Annotated in this window: 16 protein-coding genes and 5 tRNA genes; 14 read left to right on the top strand and 7 right to left on the bottom strand. The window is 59.1% G+C overall.

Going from position 1 to position 15534, the window contains the following annotated elements; all coding sequences use genetic code 11:
• Positions 1 to 3 precede the first annotated feature (3 nt).
• The 11 genes from I4W07_RS03065 to folB all read left to right on the top strand — a co-directional run bounded on the left by I4W07_RS03065 (position 4) and on the right by folB (position 8114).
• A tRNA-Gly gene (locus I4W07_RS03065) sits at positions 4 to 79 on the top strand.
• Positions 80 to 113: 34 nt separating this feature from the next.
• A tRNA-Cys gene (locus tag I4W07_RS03060) sits at positions 114 to 187 on the top strand.
• 42 nt (positions 188 to 229) lie between these two features.
• Positions 230 to 305 (top strand) — tRNA-Gly (locus I4W07_RS03055).
• Positions 306 to 483: 178 nt separating this feature from the next.
• On the top strand, positions 484 to 2217 hold the full coding sequence (locus tag I4W07_RS03050) for a glycoside hydrolase family 13 protein (RefSeq protein ID WP_196025581.1): 1734 nt from the start codon (positions 484 to 486) through the stop codon (positions 2215 to 2217).
• 141 nt (positions 2218 to 2358) lie between these two features.
• Positions 2359 to 2434 (top strand) — tRNA-Gly (locus tag I4W07_RS03045).
• Positions 2435 to 2437: 3 nt separating this feature from the next.
• Positions 2438 to 2512: transfer RNA gene (locus I4W07_RS03040), tRNA-Val, on the top strand.
• A gap of 635 nt (positions 2513 to 3147) precedes the next feature.
• Positions 3148 to 5370 carry an anaerobic ribonucleoside-triphosphate reductase gene (gene nrdD, locus I4W07_RS03035; RefSeq protein ID WP_055309732.1) on the top strand — a complete coding sequence of 741 codons (2223 nt, stop codon included), beginning with the start codon at positions 3148 to 3150 and terminating at the stop codon, positions 5368 to 5370.
• Positions 5371 to 5796: 426 nt separating this feature from the next.
• Positions 5797 to 6378 carry an anaerobic ribonucleoside-triphosphate reductase activating protein gene (gene nrdG, locus I4W07_RS03030; protein WP_196025580.1) on the top strand — a complete coding sequence of 194 codons (582 nt, stop codon included), beginning with the start codon at positions 5797 to 5799 and terminating at the stop codon, positions 6376 to 6378.
• A 66-nt stretch (positions 6379 to 6444) separates the two neighbouring features.
• Complete coding sequence (gene folE / locus I4W07_RS03025; RefSeq protein WP_196025579.1) at positions 6445 to 7002, top strand: GTP cyclohydrolase I FolE; 558 nt, start codon at positions 6445 to 6447, stop codon at positions 7000 to 7002.
• A 1-nt stretch (position 7003) separates the two neighbouring features.
• On the top strand, positions 7004 to 7585 hold the full coding sequence (locus tag I4W07_RS03020; protein ID WP_196025578.1) for an HD domain-containing protein: 582 nt from the start codon (positions 7004 to 7006) through the stop codon (positions 7583 to 7585).
• 43 nt (positions 7586 to 7628) lie between these two features.
• On the top strand, positions 7629 to 8114 hold the full coding sequence (gene folB / locus I4W07_RS03015) for a dihydroneopterin aldolase (protein ID WP_196025577.1): 486 nt from the start codon (positions 7629 to 7631) through the stop codon (positions 8112 to 8114).
• A 6-nt stretch (positions 8115 to 8120) separates the two neighbouring features.
• On the opposite strand, the gene I4W07_RS03010 is transcribed toward folB, so the two are convergent.
• Both I4W07_RS03010 and I4W07_RS03005 read right to left on the bottom strand, forming a co-directional pair.
• Complete coding sequence (locus tag I4W07_RS03010; protein ID WP_196025576.1) at positions 8121 to 8897, bottom strand: M48 family metallopeptidase; 777 nt, start codon at positions 8895 to 8897, stop codon at positions 8121 to 8123.
• A 74-nt stretch (positions 8898 to 8971) separates the two neighbouring features.
• Positions 8972 to 9985 carry a dipeptidase gene (locus I4W07_RS03005; protein WP_196025575.1) on the bottom strand — a complete coding sequence of 338 codons (1014 nt, stop codon included), beginning with the start codon at positions 9983 to 9985 and terminating at the stop codon, positions 8972 to 8974.
• A gap of 120 nt (positions 9986 to 10105) precedes the next feature.
• Here I4W07_RS03005 and I4W07_RS03000 point away from each other — a divergent pair, with 120 nt between their 5' ends.
• From I4W07_RS03000 to I4W07_RS02990, 3 genes are all read left to right on the top strand, one after another.
• Positions 10106 to 10534, top strand: a complete 429-nt coding sequence (locus I4W07_RS03000; protein ID WP_117766192.1) for an FKBP-type peptidyl-prolyl cis-trans isomerase — start codon at positions 10106 to 10108, stop codon at positions 10532 to 10534.
• 3 nt (positions 10535 to 10537) lie between these two features.
• Positions 10538 to 11116: an urease accessory protein UreE gene (locus I4W07_RS02995; protein ID WP_196025574.1), complete on the top strand. Its 579-nt coding sequence runs from the start codon at positions 10538 to 10540 to the stop codon at positions 11114 to 11116.
• An 83-nt stretch (positions 11117 to 11199) separates the two neighbouring features.
• Positions 11200 to 11997 carry an HAD-IIB family hydrolase gene (locus tag I4W07_RS02990; protein WP_196025573.1) on the top strand — a complete coding sequence of 266 codons (798 nt, stop codon included), beginning with the start codon at positions 11200 to 11202 and terminating at the stop codon, positions 11995 to 11997.
• A gap of 14 nt (positions 11998 to 12011) precedes the next feature.
• Here the strand turns inward: I4W07_RS02990 and I4W07_RS02985 are convergent, their stop codons facing one another.
• From I4W07_RS02985 to I4W07_RS02965, 5 genes are all read right to left on the bottom strand, one after another.
• On the bottom strand, positions 12012 to 12392 hold the full coding sequence (locus tag I4W07_RS02985) for a Fur family transcriptional regulator (protein WP_006234400.1): 381 nt from the start codon (positions 12390 to 12392) through the stop codon (positions 12012 to 12014).
• 61 nt (positions 12393 to 12453) lie between these two features.
• Positions 12454 to 12864: an acylphosphatase gene (locus I4W07_RS02980; RefSeq protein ID WP_196025572.1), complete on the bottom strand. Its 411-nt coding sequence runs from the start codon at positions 12862 to 12864 to the stop codon at positions 12454 to 12456.
• 2 nt (positions 12865 to 12866) lie between these two features.
• Positions 12867 to 13973 (bottom strand): Gfo/Idh/MocA family protein, encoded by a 1107-nt coding sequence (locus I4W07_RS02975; RefSeq protein WP_196025571.1) that lies wholly within the window; start codon positions 13971 to 13973, stop codon positions 12867 to 12869.
• Between the two features lie 73 nt (positions 13974 to 14046).
• Positions 14047 to 14583 (bottom strand): ribonuclease HI, encoded by a 537-nt coding sequence (gene rnhA, locus I4W07_RS02970; RefSeq protein ID WP_196025570.1) that lies wholly within the window; start codon positions 14581 to 14583, stop codon positions 14047 to 14049.
• A gap of 48 nt (positions 14584 to 14631) precedes the next feature.
• On the bottom strand, positions 14632 to 15534 hold the full coding sequence (locus I4W07_RS02965) for a LysR family transcriptional regulator (RefSeq protein WP_117757381.1): 903 nt from the start codon (positions 15532 to 15534) through the stop codon (positions 14632 to 14634).

Genomic DNA, 15534 nt, shown 5'->3' with positions numbered 1-15534 from the left:
CAAGCGGACATGGCTCAGTTGGTAGAGCACAACCTTGCCAAGGTTGGGGTCGCGGGTTCGAGCCCCGTTGTCCGCTCCATTGCATTTCCGGACCGTTTAGGCGGTCCTTTTTCGGCGAAGTGGCCAAGTGGTAAGGCAGAGGCCTGCAAAGCCTTTACCCCCGGTTCGAATCCGGGCTTCGCCTCCAGGCAACATCCGGGCGCTCCGGCGCCCGTTTTGTTTTACATATGCGGACATGGCTCAGTTGGTAGAGCACAACCTTGCCAAGGTTGGGGTCGCGGGTTCGAGCCCCGTTGTCCGCTCCAAACGCAACAGCCCGGCTACTACGGTAGCCGGGCTTTTTTGTATCCATTGCATGGGCTCGAACCCGAGAGGGAGCGAGCGTTTTGGGGCGTGGCTGTGGCGTTGTTTGCCGCGAATGTCCGCTTTGGGCGTATCATCGTGGGCATTTCGCATAACCTCGTTGCAAGGGAGATACGCCCCATGGCTACAGAAAAGTCTTCTTCGCGCTCATGGATGTCCGATGCCGCGATTTATCAGATCTACCCGCGCTCGTTTAAGGATTCGACTGGTTCGGGTCTGGGCGATATCGCGGGCATTACCCAGAAGATGGACTATCTTGAGCGGCTGGGTATCGAGGCCATCTGGCTGAGCCCGTTTTACCCATCGCCTCTTGTCGATGGTGGCTATGATGTGGCGGACTACTGCGATGTCGACCCACGTCTCGGCTCGCTTGACGACTTCGATGACATGATCGCTGCGGCTCACGCGCGCGGCATCAAGGTCATCGTCGACATCGTGCCCAACCATTCATCCAACCAGCACCCCTGGTTCAAAGCCGCTCTTGCCGCCGGCCCCGGATCGCCCGAGCGCGCCCGTTATATCTTCCGCGATGGTCGCGGCGAGCATGGTGAGCTGCCTCCCACCAATTGGAATGCCAACTTTGGCGGCCCCGCCTGGACGCGTGTTGCGGACGGTCAGTGGTATCTGCACATGTTTACGCCCGAGCAGCCGGACTTTGACTGGTCATGCCCCGAGGTTCACGCGTTCTTTTGCGACGTCCTGGCGTTTTGGAGCGATCGAGGCGTCGACGGCTTTCGCATTGATGTGGCGCAGGGTCTCGCCAAGGATCTCGACCGCGATGACCTCGACCGGTGGCATCTCGCCGAGGGCGATGACATGGTTGACGACGGTACCCATCCACTGTGGGACCGCAACGAGGTCCATGAGATCTATCGCGAGTGGCGTCGCGTGTTTGACCGCTATGATCCGCCGCGCAGCGCCGTTGCCGAGGCGTGGGTGCTGCCCGAGCGCCAGTATCTCTACGCGCGCCCCAGCGAGCTTGGCCAGACATTCAATTTTGAGTTTGCCAAGGCCACTTGGACCTATGATGACATGCACACTGCAATCGAGAAGGGCTTGAAGGCAGCCGTCGAATCCGATTCCGCCTCGACCTGGGTACTCTCCAACCACGACGTGCCGCGCGTGGCGACACGCTATGCCCTGCCGCAAATCAAGGCGACGCGCTACCACCAGATTGCGCTCGACTGGCTCTTACGCGACGGGTCGTCTTATGACGAGGACCGTGAACTCGGCGAGCGCCGCGCGCGGGCGGCCCTTTTGCTTGAGCTGGCGCTTCCGGGCTCGGCATACGTGTACCAGGGTGAGGAGCTCGGCCTTTTTGAGGTGGCTGACATCCCGTGGGCTGCACTCGAAGATCCTACTGCGACCAATACGCACGGACCGAAGCGCGAGAAGGGGCGCGACGGCTGTCGCGTGCCCCTGCCGTGGGTGGCGGCGGACGATCCCGCGCAAGGCGGATCGTTTGGGTTTTCACCGGCGGACGCCGATGCGGTGCCCCATCTGCCGCAGCCTGCATGGTTTTCCGATTACGCTGCCGATAGGGAAGAAGCGGATCCGACATCGATGCTTGCGCTCTATCGTGACGCCCTCTGGCTGCGGCGCAAGCTGCGCGGGTGCGCCAACGATCTTGCGTGGCTCGATCTTGACGGGCGCACCGGTCTTGCGGATGGTGCCGAGGGCGCTGAGGGCGGCGTCATCGCCTATCGCCGCGATAACGGCTGGGCGTGTGTGACGAACTTCGGTGCAGCACCTGTGGAGCTGCCGGCGGGCAGGGTCCTGCTCACCTCATCACCGCTTGCAGACGGCAGGCTCACGCAGGACAGCTCTGCCTGGATCATGCTCGGCGAGATGTAGTGGCCTCTTGCGGCGAGTTTGCGTTTGCCTGCGCCTTCCGTGGTGGCTGATGTCCTCGCGAGGTTCGCGAGGGCGTCGCAAAACTTTTTAAAAAAAGTTCTTGCATTTGGGTTGATCATCCCGTATATTAAATCCTCGCAGGCGGACATGGCTCAGTTGGTAGAGCACAACCTTGCCAAGGTTGGGGTCGCGGGTTCGAGCCCCGTTGTCCGCTCCATTTGGGCGTTTAGCTCAGGGGGAGAGCGCTTCCCTGACACGGAAGAGGTCAGAAGTTCAAATCTTCTAACGCCCACCAAATGTTCGCAGCTCAGAGGCTATGTCCTCTGGGCTGTTTTGTTTTATGCCGCCAAACATGCCGGCAAATAAGCTACTAAATATTGATCCAAGGTCTGTACGCGATGGTCTTCGCATCCCGTAGAGGTGCCGGCAGATTGCATACGTCCTGGCCGATCGTGACCGCAACATGTTGGTCAAGCATAATCTTTTGGATTCTTTTGGCGTGAGCGGCTTGGTTTTGGTAGGATTTGTCAGCGGCTTGACTAAGGGGGTTTTATAACTGCCATGCAGGTAGCCGTGTTGGTAACGTTTTACCGACTTGCCAAGAACCCCTCATAATTAATGCGTCTGGAAAATGACCAATTGCTTTGACCTGCTGAAACACTATATGTTGTGTTTGACCTAAAAAAAGAATACAGGATATAGATGTGTCTTTGTCGTATGATAGATGGCGGACAGAGAACGAAGACCTTAACTGCCTCTTTCGAACGTGTCCTTGAGCCGCTTGATTGGCTCTAGGGAATGTCCGCATGGAGGCTTATGGTTTATCGAGAACACAGATTGCGCGACGGCGCCGCAAGACAGGGGCAAGCCCTGCCGGGCATCGTTTGGCTCTGAAGCGCAATGAGGCTACGACGCGAAAGAGGCAAGAGGATGAAGATCATCAAGCGCAGCGGCACCGAGGTTGTCTTTGACATCGATAAGATCGTCAATGCCATCCGCGCCGCCAACTTGGAGGTCGAGGAGAGCTCTCGTCTAACCGACCGCCAGGTGGTTTATGCGGCGCAAAACGTCGCCGAGGCATGCGAGAACGCGGGCCACACCGTTTCGGTCGAGGAGATCCAGGATTTGGTCGAGGACGAGATCATGCGTCTCGACTGCTACGAGGTTGCCCGCCACTACATCATCTATCGCTATGTTCAGAGCCTGAAGCGCCAGAAGAACACGACCGATGACAAGATCCTGTCGTTGATTGAGTGCAATAACGAAGAGGTCAAGCAGGAGAACTCCAACAAGAACCCGACCGTCAACTCCGTTCAGCGCGACTATATGGCCGGCGAGATTTCCAAGGACCTGACCCAGCGCGTGCTGCTGCCTCAAGAGATCGTGGATGCCCATAATGAGGGCCTGATCCACTTCCATGATTCGGATTACTTTGCTCAGCACATGCACAACTGCGACCTGGTGAACCTGGAGGACATGCTCCAGAACGGCACCGTTATCTCGGGCACGCTGATCGAGAAGCCGCACAGCTTCTCGACCGCCTGCAACATCGCGACGCAGATTATCGCTCAGGTTGCTTCCTCCCAGTACGGCGGCCAGTCGATTTCGCTGACCCATCTTGCTCCGTTTGTTGAGGTGAGCCGTCAGAAGATTCGCGGCGAGGTCGCCCGCGAGCTCGAGGAGCTCGGCGTTTCCGCATCTCCCGAAAAGGTCCGCGAGGTTGTTGAGGATCGCCTGCGCGATGAGATTCGTCGCGGCGTCCAGACGATTCAGTATCAGGTCGTGACCCTTATGACCACCAATGGCCAGGCGCCGTTCGTGACGGTCTTTATGTATCTTAACGAGGCCCGTACGCCTCAGGAGAAGCACGATCTTGCCATGATCGTGGAGGAGACGCTTCGCCAGCGCTACGAGGGCGTTAAGAACGAGGCCGGCGTTTGGATTACCCCGGCATTCCCCAAGCTCATCTATGTACTCGAGGACGATAACGTTCACGAGGATTCCCCGTACTTCTACCTGACCCAGCTGGCTGCCAAGTGCACCGCCAAGCGCATGGTTCCCGACTACATCTCCGAGAAGAAGATGCGCGAGCTCAAGCTGTCGAAGGGCGAGACCGCCGGCAACGGCGACTGCTATACCTGCATGGGCTGCCGCAGCTTCTTGACGCCCGACCGCTCGGGCAACGGCTTTAACAACGTTGCCAATGCGCTGAACTACGACCCGAACAAGCCCAAGTACTATGGTCGCTTTAACCAGGGCGTCGTGACCATCAACCTGCCTGATGTCGCGCTGAGCTCGCATCAGGACATGGACAAGTTCTGGAAGATCTTCGACGAGCGCCTTGAGCTGTGCCACCGCGCCCTGCTGTGCCGTCATGAGCGTCTGATGGGTACGCTTTCTGACGCCGCACCGATTCTTTGGCAGTACGGTGCCCTCGCCCGCCTGAAGAAGGGCGAGACGATCGATAAGCTGCTCGTGGGCGGTTACTCCACCATTAGTCTGGGTTATGCCGGCTTGTATGAGTGCGTCAAGTACATGACGGGCCACAGCCACACCGAGAAGGAGGGCACGCCCTTTGCCATGGCCGTCATGCAGCGCATGAACGACAAGTGCGCCGAGTGGAAGGCCGAAAGCGATATTGACTTCTCGCTGTACGGTACCCCGCTTGAGTCGACGACCTACAAGTTCGCCAAGTGCCTGCAGCGTCGTTTTGGCATCATCCCGGGCGTGACGGACAAGGGCTACATCACCAACAGCTACCACGTCCACGTGTCCGAGGAGATCGACGCCTTCGATAAGCTTAAGTTTGAGGGCATGTTCCAGCAGCTTTCGCCGGGCGGTGCCATCTCCTACGTCGAGGTTCCCAACATGCAGGACAACCTCAAGGCTGTCATTCGCGTGATGCAGTACATCTACGACAACATCATGTACGCCGAGCTCAACACCAAGAGCGACTACTGCCAGGTGTGCGGCTACGACGGTGAGATCAAGATTGTCGAGGATGACGGCAAGCTGGTGTGGGAGTGCCCTAACTGCGGCAACCGCGATCAGGAGAAGATGAACGTCGCCCGTCGTACGTGCGGCTACATCGGTACCCAGTTCTGGAACCAGGGCCGAACCGAGGAGATCCGCGACCGCGTGCTGCATCTCTAATAACCATCCCAGGCCGCCCCGTAGCGAGGCCCCGGACCTTTACTCGCTATTTCGGACAGTCCTGGCTCACGACGGAGGCGCCACTGGCGCCTCCTGTTCGTGCGGAACTCATATCGAGCAAAGGTCCGGGGCCTCGCTACGGGGCGGCCAAGTTGACGTAGCTGAGATGCGGCATGCGGTCTGCTCACTCCTCGAAGTTCTTAGCGGAGATAATTCGAGCTGCAGCTGCGATTTACTTGCGATGGCGGTTGAGCCGCAACCCAGTTTTTATTAGATCTCGAACCCTATGCTCGATGTTCGCTTCGTTCATTGAGTTACCCTTTGCATGAGGCCGGGACATATCGTCCCGCCCGCAGTTTCGCAGGCCGAAGGCCGAGAATGTTTGAGGACGGGATGATATGCTCCAGACCCCCAGGAAGGTTACCTATGAACTACGCGAACATTAAGTATTTCGACATTGCTGATGGGGAAGGCGTTCGTACTTCTCTGTTTGTGAGCGGGTGCCGTCGTGGGTGCAAGAACTGCTTTAACTCTGTCGCGTGGGACTTTGCTGCGGGCGAGCCGTTCGATCGTGCCGTCGAGGACAAGATTATCGAGAGCCTCGACCATCCCTTTATCGATGGCCTGACGATTTTGGGCGGCGAACCTATGGAGCCTGAGAATCAGGCGGGACTCGTTGAGTTTGTCGAGCGTGTTCGCGCGGCCTATCCAGCGGGGTCGGGGAAGACCATTTGGTGCTTCACCGGTGATGTGCTCGAGGAGCTTATGCCGGGAGGTCGCCACCATACCGAGGTGACGGACCGTATCCTTGCCTGCCTCGACATGTTGGTGGACGGCCCGTTCGTTCAGGATCTGTACGATATCTCGTTGCGCTTTAGGGGCTCGAGCAATCAGCGCGTGATTGATATGAACGCCACGCGCGCCCGTGCTGTGCGCGAGGGCGTTGCGCTTTGCGACGCTGTGGAGCTTTGGCGGGACGATCCGGTCTATTCGACCCATACTATGTAGCTTGTGGCCGATGCCAAAGGGCGTGGTACCATAGCGCGAACGCAAAATCGGAAAAGTGAGGCCCAGATGGTCGATCAGGAAAAAGTCGAGACCGCCATTAAGCTGTTGCTTGAGGGCATAGGCGAGGACCCAACTCGTGAGGGCCTGCTGGAGACCCCGGCTCGCGTTGCCCGTATGTATGGTGAGATCGCCGGCGGTATGGACCAGAGTGCCGAGGAGCACCTGTCCAAAACCTTTGCCGTCGCTTCGAACGATTTGGTTATCGAGCGCGACATCACGTTCTACTCGCTGTGCGAGCACCATCTGCTGCCGTTTTATGGCAAGGCCGCCATTGGCTATATCCCTAACGGTCGGGTGGCTGGGCTTTCCAAACTCGCCCGCACGGTTGAGGTTTATGCCCGCCGTCTGCAGCTGCAGGAGCAGCTGTGTGCGCAGGTTGCCGACGCTCTCATGGATTATCTCGCTCCCCAGGGAGCGATTGTGCTCATGGAAGCCGAGCATATGTGCATGACGATGCGTGGCGTGCAAAAGCCTGGTGCCAAGACCGTAACGCTCGCTCGACGCGGCGTCTTTGAGACCGATCCCGCGCTCGAGGAGCGGTTCTTTAGGATGCTGGGCCGTTAGCATGAGGGTCGTCAACGACTTTACATCGAAGACCGACGAGGGGACGTCGCGTCGCGGCTTTATGGCTTCGGGCCTGGCCCCCTTTGGTGCCATGCCTCGTATTGATTACATTTGTGCCAACGGGCTGTTCCGGCGGCACCTGGGCAACATTGCACAGTTGGAATCGGGGCGCATCTTCTGCCGCCATGGTATTGACCATCTTCTCGATGTCGCTCGCATTATGTGGATCAAGAATCTCGAGGAGCAGCTCGAATTTGACCGCGAGGTCATCTACGCCACGGCACTTCTTCACGATATCGGCAAAGATGAACAGTATGAATCGGGTATATCTCATGATGTTGCAAGCGAACGCGTCGCTGATGCGATTCTCGGCGGCATGCCCGATGACGTGGCGTTTGAGCCGGCCGATGCCGCAGCCATTAAGACGGCCATTCTGGGCCATCGAAAGCTGCGCGTGAACAGCCAACCGCTTGAGCGCCTGCTCTATGCAGCCGACAAAGCGTCGCGCGCTTGCTTTGCATGCCTCGCGCGCAATGCTTGCAACTGGAGCGATGGTAAAAAGAACCTGTCGATTCGCGTGTAGTTAGTTTGCGCGGTCGGGGTCCTAAACGAAGGAGACGATCGCGATGAGCAATAAGAAACTGCCCGAGAATGCAACCAAGACTGAAGGCGCCGAGCTCGCCCGCCGTGGAAGGGGCGAAATATCCACCGCAACGGCGGTACCCCACGTGAGCTATGACGATCTGCGCCATGCCGACCGCATCACCGTTGAAGGTCTTGAGGTTTTTGCTAACCATGGCGTGTATCCCGAAGAGAACGTGCTGGGCCAGAAGTTCATCGTGTCCTTGGTGCTCTATGCCGACCTGCGTGCAGCGGGGGAGCACGATAGCCTGGACGCTTCGATTGACTACGGCTCGGTGTGCCACGATGTCGATGGCTATCTGCGCGAGCATACGTTTAAACTCATCGAGGCGGCAGCCGAGGGTGTGGCCCAGATGCTGCTGCGTCGTTACCCCTTGCTGCTTGGCGTGCGTGTTAAGCTCGATAAGCCTTGGGCTCCCGTCGGTCTTCCCCTGGCAAGCTGCGGCGTCGAGATCGAGCGCGTGCGCTAGTCGACGCTAGAGCTTGTTGAGGGGCGGCTGCTTGAGCCGCTGCGACAGAGCTCTATTGTTGGGACAGTACGTGTCGAGCAGGGCGTGAAACCGCTGATTGTGGCTTGGCTCGAGCAGGTGGACGAGCTCGTGGGCGACAACCATGTCGAGACACTCGATGGGATAGGCGGCAAGTTCGCGTGCGATGCGAATGGCGCCGGATTTGGGCGTGCACGAGCCCCAACGCGTTTTCATGCTGCGTACGGAAACGCGGGAAACGGAGACGCCCATTGCGATTTCGTACGCGTGCAAAATATCGCGCAGCGCCGATGTGACCTCGGACGTATAGAGCTGGTCGATGTGGGCTTGGAGCTCGTCGGACGTTAGACCGTCGAGGATTGCGAGCCGCTTGGCCTGTGGGCGTTCGTTCGACTTGTCGGCACCCATAAAACTTGCGAAGGTGGCCTGCTGGGGTCGCGGTGCGGGTGATACAAAGTTGTGATCGAGTGCGTCCTGTACCGTGATGGGCTTGCCCCAAAGCGCAATGATGGACGAGGGGCTGAGCGGCTCCTGTGCCGTCGTCTGACGTTGCTCGCGCTGGGCAAGTCGGCTGATAATCCAGGCGCTGTTGCGCTTCACAAACGCTTCGATACGCTCGCGGCTGGCGCCGAGCGGTGCGCTGGCGTGGACCTCACCGCTCGATGTGACGCGTAGGTTGAAGTTCTTGACGCGCTTTTTGGTAACGACGACGGGGATGGGCATCCCATCCGGTCGGGGTAGGAAAATCGTAAACTGCTGCGTCAAAAGCGGTCCTTCAGATTGGGGACGGGCCGGCATTTCGACCGTTCGGTATGCCGGCCCGCTCAAGGGATGTGAAATTAATAACGCTCGAAGAAGGCAAGGGCGTTATCGCTGCAGAGCTTCTGCATCACGGTCTTGCCAAAGTGCTTGGAGAGCATGTTCTGGAATTCGGGCATCTTGCTGGCATCGGAGAGGAAAGCGGGCACCTTGGCGCCGTCCCAGTCGCCGCCGAGTGCGATGACATCTTCGCCGCCCAGGTCGAGCCAGTGCTCGATATGTGCCGCTAGCTGGTCGAAGGTGACGTCTGCGGTGGTCTTGTCGGTCGCATCGTTGGATAGGAACTCGCTGCAGTAGTTGAGGCCGACGATGCCGCCCATGTCGCGAATGGTGCGGAACTGGTCGTCGGTGAGGTTGCGCTTGACGCCGCAAACCGCACGGGAGTTGGAGTGGCTGGCGACGAAGGGGCGCGTGGCGTGGGCGACAACCTCGTCAAAGCACTCATCGTTGAGGTGGGAGACGTCGAGTATCATGCCGGCGTGCTCCATCTGCGTAAGTGCCTCGATGCCGGCGGCGGTGAGGCCGGCGTGGGTGTCGTGGCCGCTCGCGAGCGGTCCCTGCGCGTTCCAGCTGAGTGACGACATAAGCACGCCCAAGCTCTTGAGCACTTCGATCAGCGCGGGGTCCTCGGCAAAGAACGTGGCGTTTTCGATGGTGTGGATGCAGGCGATCTTGCCGTCTTTGAGCGCGGGGCGAATGTCTGCGGCGCTACGCACGTTGACCATGCGGTCGTGATTGAGCATGGCCTTGCCACTCATATGCGCCATGATCTGCGCCTGGAAACGAGCTGCGTGGGCGGCGGGAATCTCATCGGGGACAAACGTGGCGAAACACTGTGCCCACGGCGTGTTGCCGATCTTTGCGAGCGAGATGGCGCAGGCGTTGCCCTCGATGAGGTCGAAATCTTGCGGATGCGTTTCGTCGCCGGGGAAATAGCCGTCGGTGCCCGCGGTAAAGCGCAGGTCGAGATCGAGCGTGGCCCAGCCGATGCGGTCGGCGGTGTCGCAGTGTAAGTCAAATACGGGATATGCCATGGTTCCTCCGGTTGCAGCGTTTCTTTGCAAACTGTCTTTGAATTGTATGACTAGGGTATAGTTAGCGCCATATGTTCATGGCGGCCCGCGTTGTGCGCCGCCCTTATCACGGAGGTTACCATGTCCAACCAGGGCAAGAAGGTCAAGACCCATTATCGCGGCACGCTCGACGACGGCACGCAGTTCGATAGCTCCTACGATCGCGGCGAGCCGCTGGAGTTCACCTGCGGCGCCGGCCAGATGATCAAGGGCTTCGACGCCGCTGTTGTCGACATGCAGGTGGGCGAGAAGAAGACCGTGCACATTCCTGCTGCCGATGCCTACGGCGAGCACAATCCCGAGATGGTTATTACCTTCCCGGCCGAGCAGGTTCCCAACATCGAGCAGATCGAGAAGGGCATGAAGCTCTTCCTGTCCACGCCCAGCGGCATGCCCGTCCCCGCCGTGGTCATCGACGTGACGTCCGAGGCCGTGACGCTCGATGCCAACCACGAGCTCGCCGGCAAGGACCTCAACTTTGATATCGAGCTCGTCGAGGTCGAGGGTTAGAGTATGCCCGAGCGCTTGGTTTCGACGACATGCTTGGGAAATCTCAACGATCCGTCCTATGAACTCCTGCTCCGCCGGAATTTGGGCGGCGTCTTTGAAGTTGACGAGCTACTGCTCGATTGGGACCAGGCTGATGCGCGCCTGTTTGTGGGCGTGACGGAGCTGGGGCGCACGGTGAATGCCCGGCTGGATGCCACTGATGGCGAGCGTCTTGCCGACGGTGACGTGCTTGCTATTGACCGCACGGGCGCGGTGCCCGTAGCGGTTGTCGTGCGCCTGCGCAGCGCCGAGGTCTATTTGGTCGAAGTCGACCGCATGGATCCGATTGTGCTCGCACATGCGTGCTGGGAGATCGGTAATATGCACGCGCCGCTTTTCCGAGGCGATTCGGACGAGCATACCGTGCGCATGTATACGCCGGTGCAACCGGTTTTGGGTCGCATGCTCCGGGGTATCGAGGGCGTTCGGCTTTCGGTGGTCACACGCGAGCTCGATGCCGGTCGACGCTTTGCATCGAGCGCGGCGGATGTCGTTGTGAGTATGGCTCCAGACTTTACGATCGTAAAGAAGGCACGCGGTTAACGTGCGTATAAGTAAGACGGACTTTGAGAGGCAACTATTCAAAGTCCGTCTTGCTGTTGATGAGATGCTGTGGGGGAAAGCATATGGGTCTTGAAGGAATCAGGCTGATTGCATGCGATTTGGACGGCACGTTGCTGCATCCGGGGGAGCGCGAGCCGCGTCCTGAGGCATTTGAGCTCATCGATGAGCTGCATCGTCGCGGTATCGTGTTTATGCCGGCGAGCGGCCGTCAATATGCGAGCTTGCGCTATCTGTTTGCCCCGGTGGCCGATGAGCTCGCCTATGTATGCGAAAACGGCGCCCTGGTCATGAGCGAGGGGCGTGCTGTCGTCAAGCGCTCTATGGGGCGTGACCTGGCGATGGATATCGCGAATGCCGTGGTCGCCTATCCCCATGCCGACGTGACACTTTCGTGCGAGGGGCACCTCTACACCATAAGCGGCAACGATGCGTTTGTTGACCACCTGCGCTATGAGGTCCACTGCGATGTGGCGGTGGTCGACCGTCCCGAGGACATTGACGAGGATGTCATTAAGATTGCGTTTCAAACGCCCGAGACAGAGCAGCCGGCGGCGCTGGAGTATTTCGAGCGCCTCTTTAGCGACCGTGTCGACGTGATGACGTCGGGAACCGAATGGACCGATTTTATCGGCTTTGATTCGGGCAAAGGGTCCGCGCTTGCCGATTATGGTTGCGCGCTGGGGATCTCACTTAACGAAATGATGGCGTTTGGCGATAACGAAAACGATCGCGACATGCTCAACGTGGTGGGCCATCCCTATCTGATGGAGAGCTGCAATCCCAGCATGCGCGGTGTCAATGACCGTGTCCGCTACGTGCGCACGGTCGAAGAAGAGCTGCGTCGTCTACTTGCTGAGTAGGCATGTCCCAAAATCTACCTACAGTTGGGGCAGAGGCCCTCGAAGATGGTGTAGTGCGAGGTGACGTTCCAGCCGATTTGCTCGGACGCCTTGGCGTCGAGTTGGGCATCGAAGGGGAGCGGTACGTCGATGACGCGGCTGCACGAGGTGCAGATGATATGCGCATGCGGCTCGATCGTGCGATCGAAGCGGCTGCCGCCCGGCGTCTTGATGGAGAGGATCTCGCCGGCGTCGGCTAAGAGATTGAGATTGCGGTAGACCGTACCGCGGCTGATTTTGTCATCCTGCGCGCGCACGGCGTTGTAGATCTCATCGGCGGTGGGGTGGTTATAGCTTTGGCGCACGGCGTCAAGAACCAGCTTCCGCTGCTTGGTGTTTCTTCTTTGCACCGCCATGCGCCTCGCCTCTTTTCTATTAACGGTCGTAGGTAAATGATACCTTATTTAGCACACAATACTAATAACGAGGACTGAAACCGTCTTCATTGGTAAGTGGGGCTCGGGCCTGGGCGTCTGTGAGGCGAAAACGCGTTCCCATGCGCTCGTAGGAGGCATGAAGCGCCTCGAGATGAGATAGGATGTTTGCCGGAGCCCCCTGTATCTCCATCTCGACGGAGCCGTCTTCCATGTTACGCACCCAGCCGGTGAGTGCGCGTGCCTGCGCGAGGTTGGTGTTGGTAAAGCGAAAACCAACGCCTTGGACTTGCCCCATCCAGTGCAGGAAGTAGCGCAGGGGAGTGTCTTGAGTGGCCTCGTCGCTTGCGAGCACAGTAAGCCTGCGGCGCAGCTCGAGCTCGATGTTTGATGGTTTTTGAGGCTCTCGACTGCTGCCGGTGACGCTGGAGAAGAACGTATCGAAGAGGCCCATCGCTAGGCCTGCTTGACTGAATCGGCGGGGAAGGTAATGCCGGCCTGCTGACGCACGGCATCCATGATGCGGAGCGAGACGAGCGTGACATCGCGGTAGTGGCCGAGCTCGTGGCGTCCCGCCGGGGTCTCCCAGATCTCTTCCTTAACGTTATCGATGTTACCGATGGCGGTGATAAAGTCTATGAGTTCGTATTCCATAGTGTTGCTCGATTTGGGCAGATCGAGCGCGCGGCCGTTGTCGTCCTGTTCGCGCGGTGCCTCGGTCGCCGAGCCGCGTACGACGTCGCCGCGATAGTCGATGCGGACGTTGCGGGGCGTGGACAGATGGTCGATCTGGATAGTGCCACGCTCGCCTTCGATCTGCGAGGGCAGCAGGTCATTCGTAATTTTGGAGTGCGCGAGCTCGACGGAGATACGGCCACCGCCATAGCTGGCGAGAATGGAACCGCAACCGTCGATGGGGCCATGGGTGAGCTCTTGCGTTGAGGGGTCGAGCAGCGTGGTCATGCTGGTGAGACCAGAGGGCATGCCGAAAATCTCGACCATGGGCTCGACGGCGTAGACGCCAATGTCCATGAGGGAACCCGATGCCATATTGCAGTCGAAGATATTGGTGGCGCGTCCAGCGAGGATTTCGTTGTAGCGTGAGGAATACTTGCCAAAGCGCAGTGAGGCGCGGCGAATGGGCGCAATTTCGCCCAGAGCGTCCTCAAAGGCGTGGAAGGCGGGGTCGTGAAGCGGACGCATGGCCTCGAGGGCCACGACGCCTGCTGCCTCGGCAGCGCGGAAGACTTCCAGTGCCTGCGCTTCGGTGGCGCAGAAGGGCTTCTCGACGATGACGTGCTTGCCACCGGCGATGCAGGCGAGCGCCTGCTCGTGATGGAGCGCGTTGGGGCTGCCGATGTAGACGGCGTCGACGTCGTCGGCGGACGCAAGCTCGTCAAGTGCGGTGAAGTTGCGTTCGCCGCTGTGTTCGGCGGTAAAGGCGGCGCCACGATCTGCGTCGCGCGAGAGCGTGCCTACGAATGTAGCCTGGTCGTTGGCGTTGACGACCTGGATAAAGTCGTCGGTGATCATGGATGTGCCGATGGTTGCGATGCGCAGCATGTGTCCCCCTTGCGTTGTTTGGCCTACAGGACGAGTGTAGCGCGGGAGGACATAAAAGCGTGCGAAAACGCCGTTACAGGTCGCTCTCGCTAAAGCCGGTGTCGATATCGAGGTTGGCTCCGTCGGCCGCGGTGGTGGCGAGCTCGTCGCAGCGCTCATTGAGCTCGTGGCCGGCATGCCCCTTAACCCAGATGAACTCCACCTTATGCTTGCTCTTTGCGGCAAGCAGACGCTCCCACAGGTCGCGGTTCTTGACGGGCTGCTTGTTGGCAGTTTTCCACCCGCGCTTTTTCCAGCCGTCGATCCAGTGCTTGTTGAAGGCGTTAACAACGTACTGCGAATCGGAATGGACTTCGACATCGCAGGGGCGGTTGAGCGCCTCGAGCGCCACGATGACGGCCATGAGTTCCATGCGGTTGTTGGTGGTCTTAGCGTAGCCGCGCGAAAGCTCGGAGGTGAAGGTCTTGCCGGCGGGGTTGGTGTATGTGAGCACGGCACCGTAGCCACCGCGTCCCGGATTTGATCGGGCCGAGCCGTCGGTATAGATGATGACCTTCACATGGTTCCTTTCGTTGGGTACGTTTCGTGTGAGTGACCATTGTAGCGCCATGCCCGCCGGGGGCTAGCAATCTACGATTTCTACCCCGTCTTCCGACAGTTAGTTGGCATGGATGATGCGGTTGAGCTCGTCGAGGTATTGCTGCAAGAGGGGAGAGGGCTTGCGCTCGTCGTGCATGATATAGCCTACGCGCATCGTTGGGGCGTCTGCTAACGGGATCGATGCCATACCCCATTGCATTTCATTGGAGAGGACGCCGGTCGACAGGGTGTAACCGTTCGACGTGATAAGTAAGTTAGTAAGTGTTCCGCGGTCCGAGATTCGTATGTTGCGGTCGCAAGGGATATAGCTAAAAGGTTCCTCGGCGTAATAGAAGGAGTTTGAGGTTCCCTGCTCAAAGCTGTAGCGCGTATAGGGCGTGAGGTCGGCAAGGGACAGCTGGGGGCGGCGTGCGAGCGGGTGGCGCTCGCTAACGAAGACGTGGACCGTCGCGTCGAAGAGGGGATGGAAGCTTGCACGGGCATCGGCGAAGGCCTTCTGCAGAACGCGGGCGTTAAAGTCATCCAGATACAGAATGCCGATATCGCTGCGAAACGCACGGACGTCATCGATGATCTGCGATGTGGTGGTCTCGCGCATGATGAACTCGAACTTGCTGTCGCGGCAGCGCTCGACCACGTTGACAAAGGCCTCGACCGAAAAGGCGTAGTGCTGGGCGGAAATGGCGAGGCGGGCTTGCGGGGTGCCGCCGTCCTCGTAGCGTGCCTCGAGCATGTCGGCCTGCTCTACGACCTGGCGCGCATAGCCCAAAAGCTCGGTGCCGTCGTTGGTGAGCGTGACGCCGCGGCTGGAGCGCGTAAAGATCTCCAGATGGAGCTCCTGTTCCAGGCTTTTGACGGCGTTTGAGATGTTGGACTGAGCGGTATAGAGGCGCTGGGCTGCGGCGTTGATTGAGCCGGACTCTGCCACGGCGATCAAAAAGCGAAGCTGTTGGAGGGTCAT

This window comes from Collinsella aerofaciens, from assembly GCF_015670745.1.
Lineage (GTDB): Bacteria > Actinomycetota > Coriobacteriia > Coriobacteriales > Coriobacteriaceae > Collinsella > Collinsella aerofaciens_T.
Note: the sequence above shows the minus strand (reverse complement) of the source record. Positions and strands in the feature narration are given on the sequence as shown.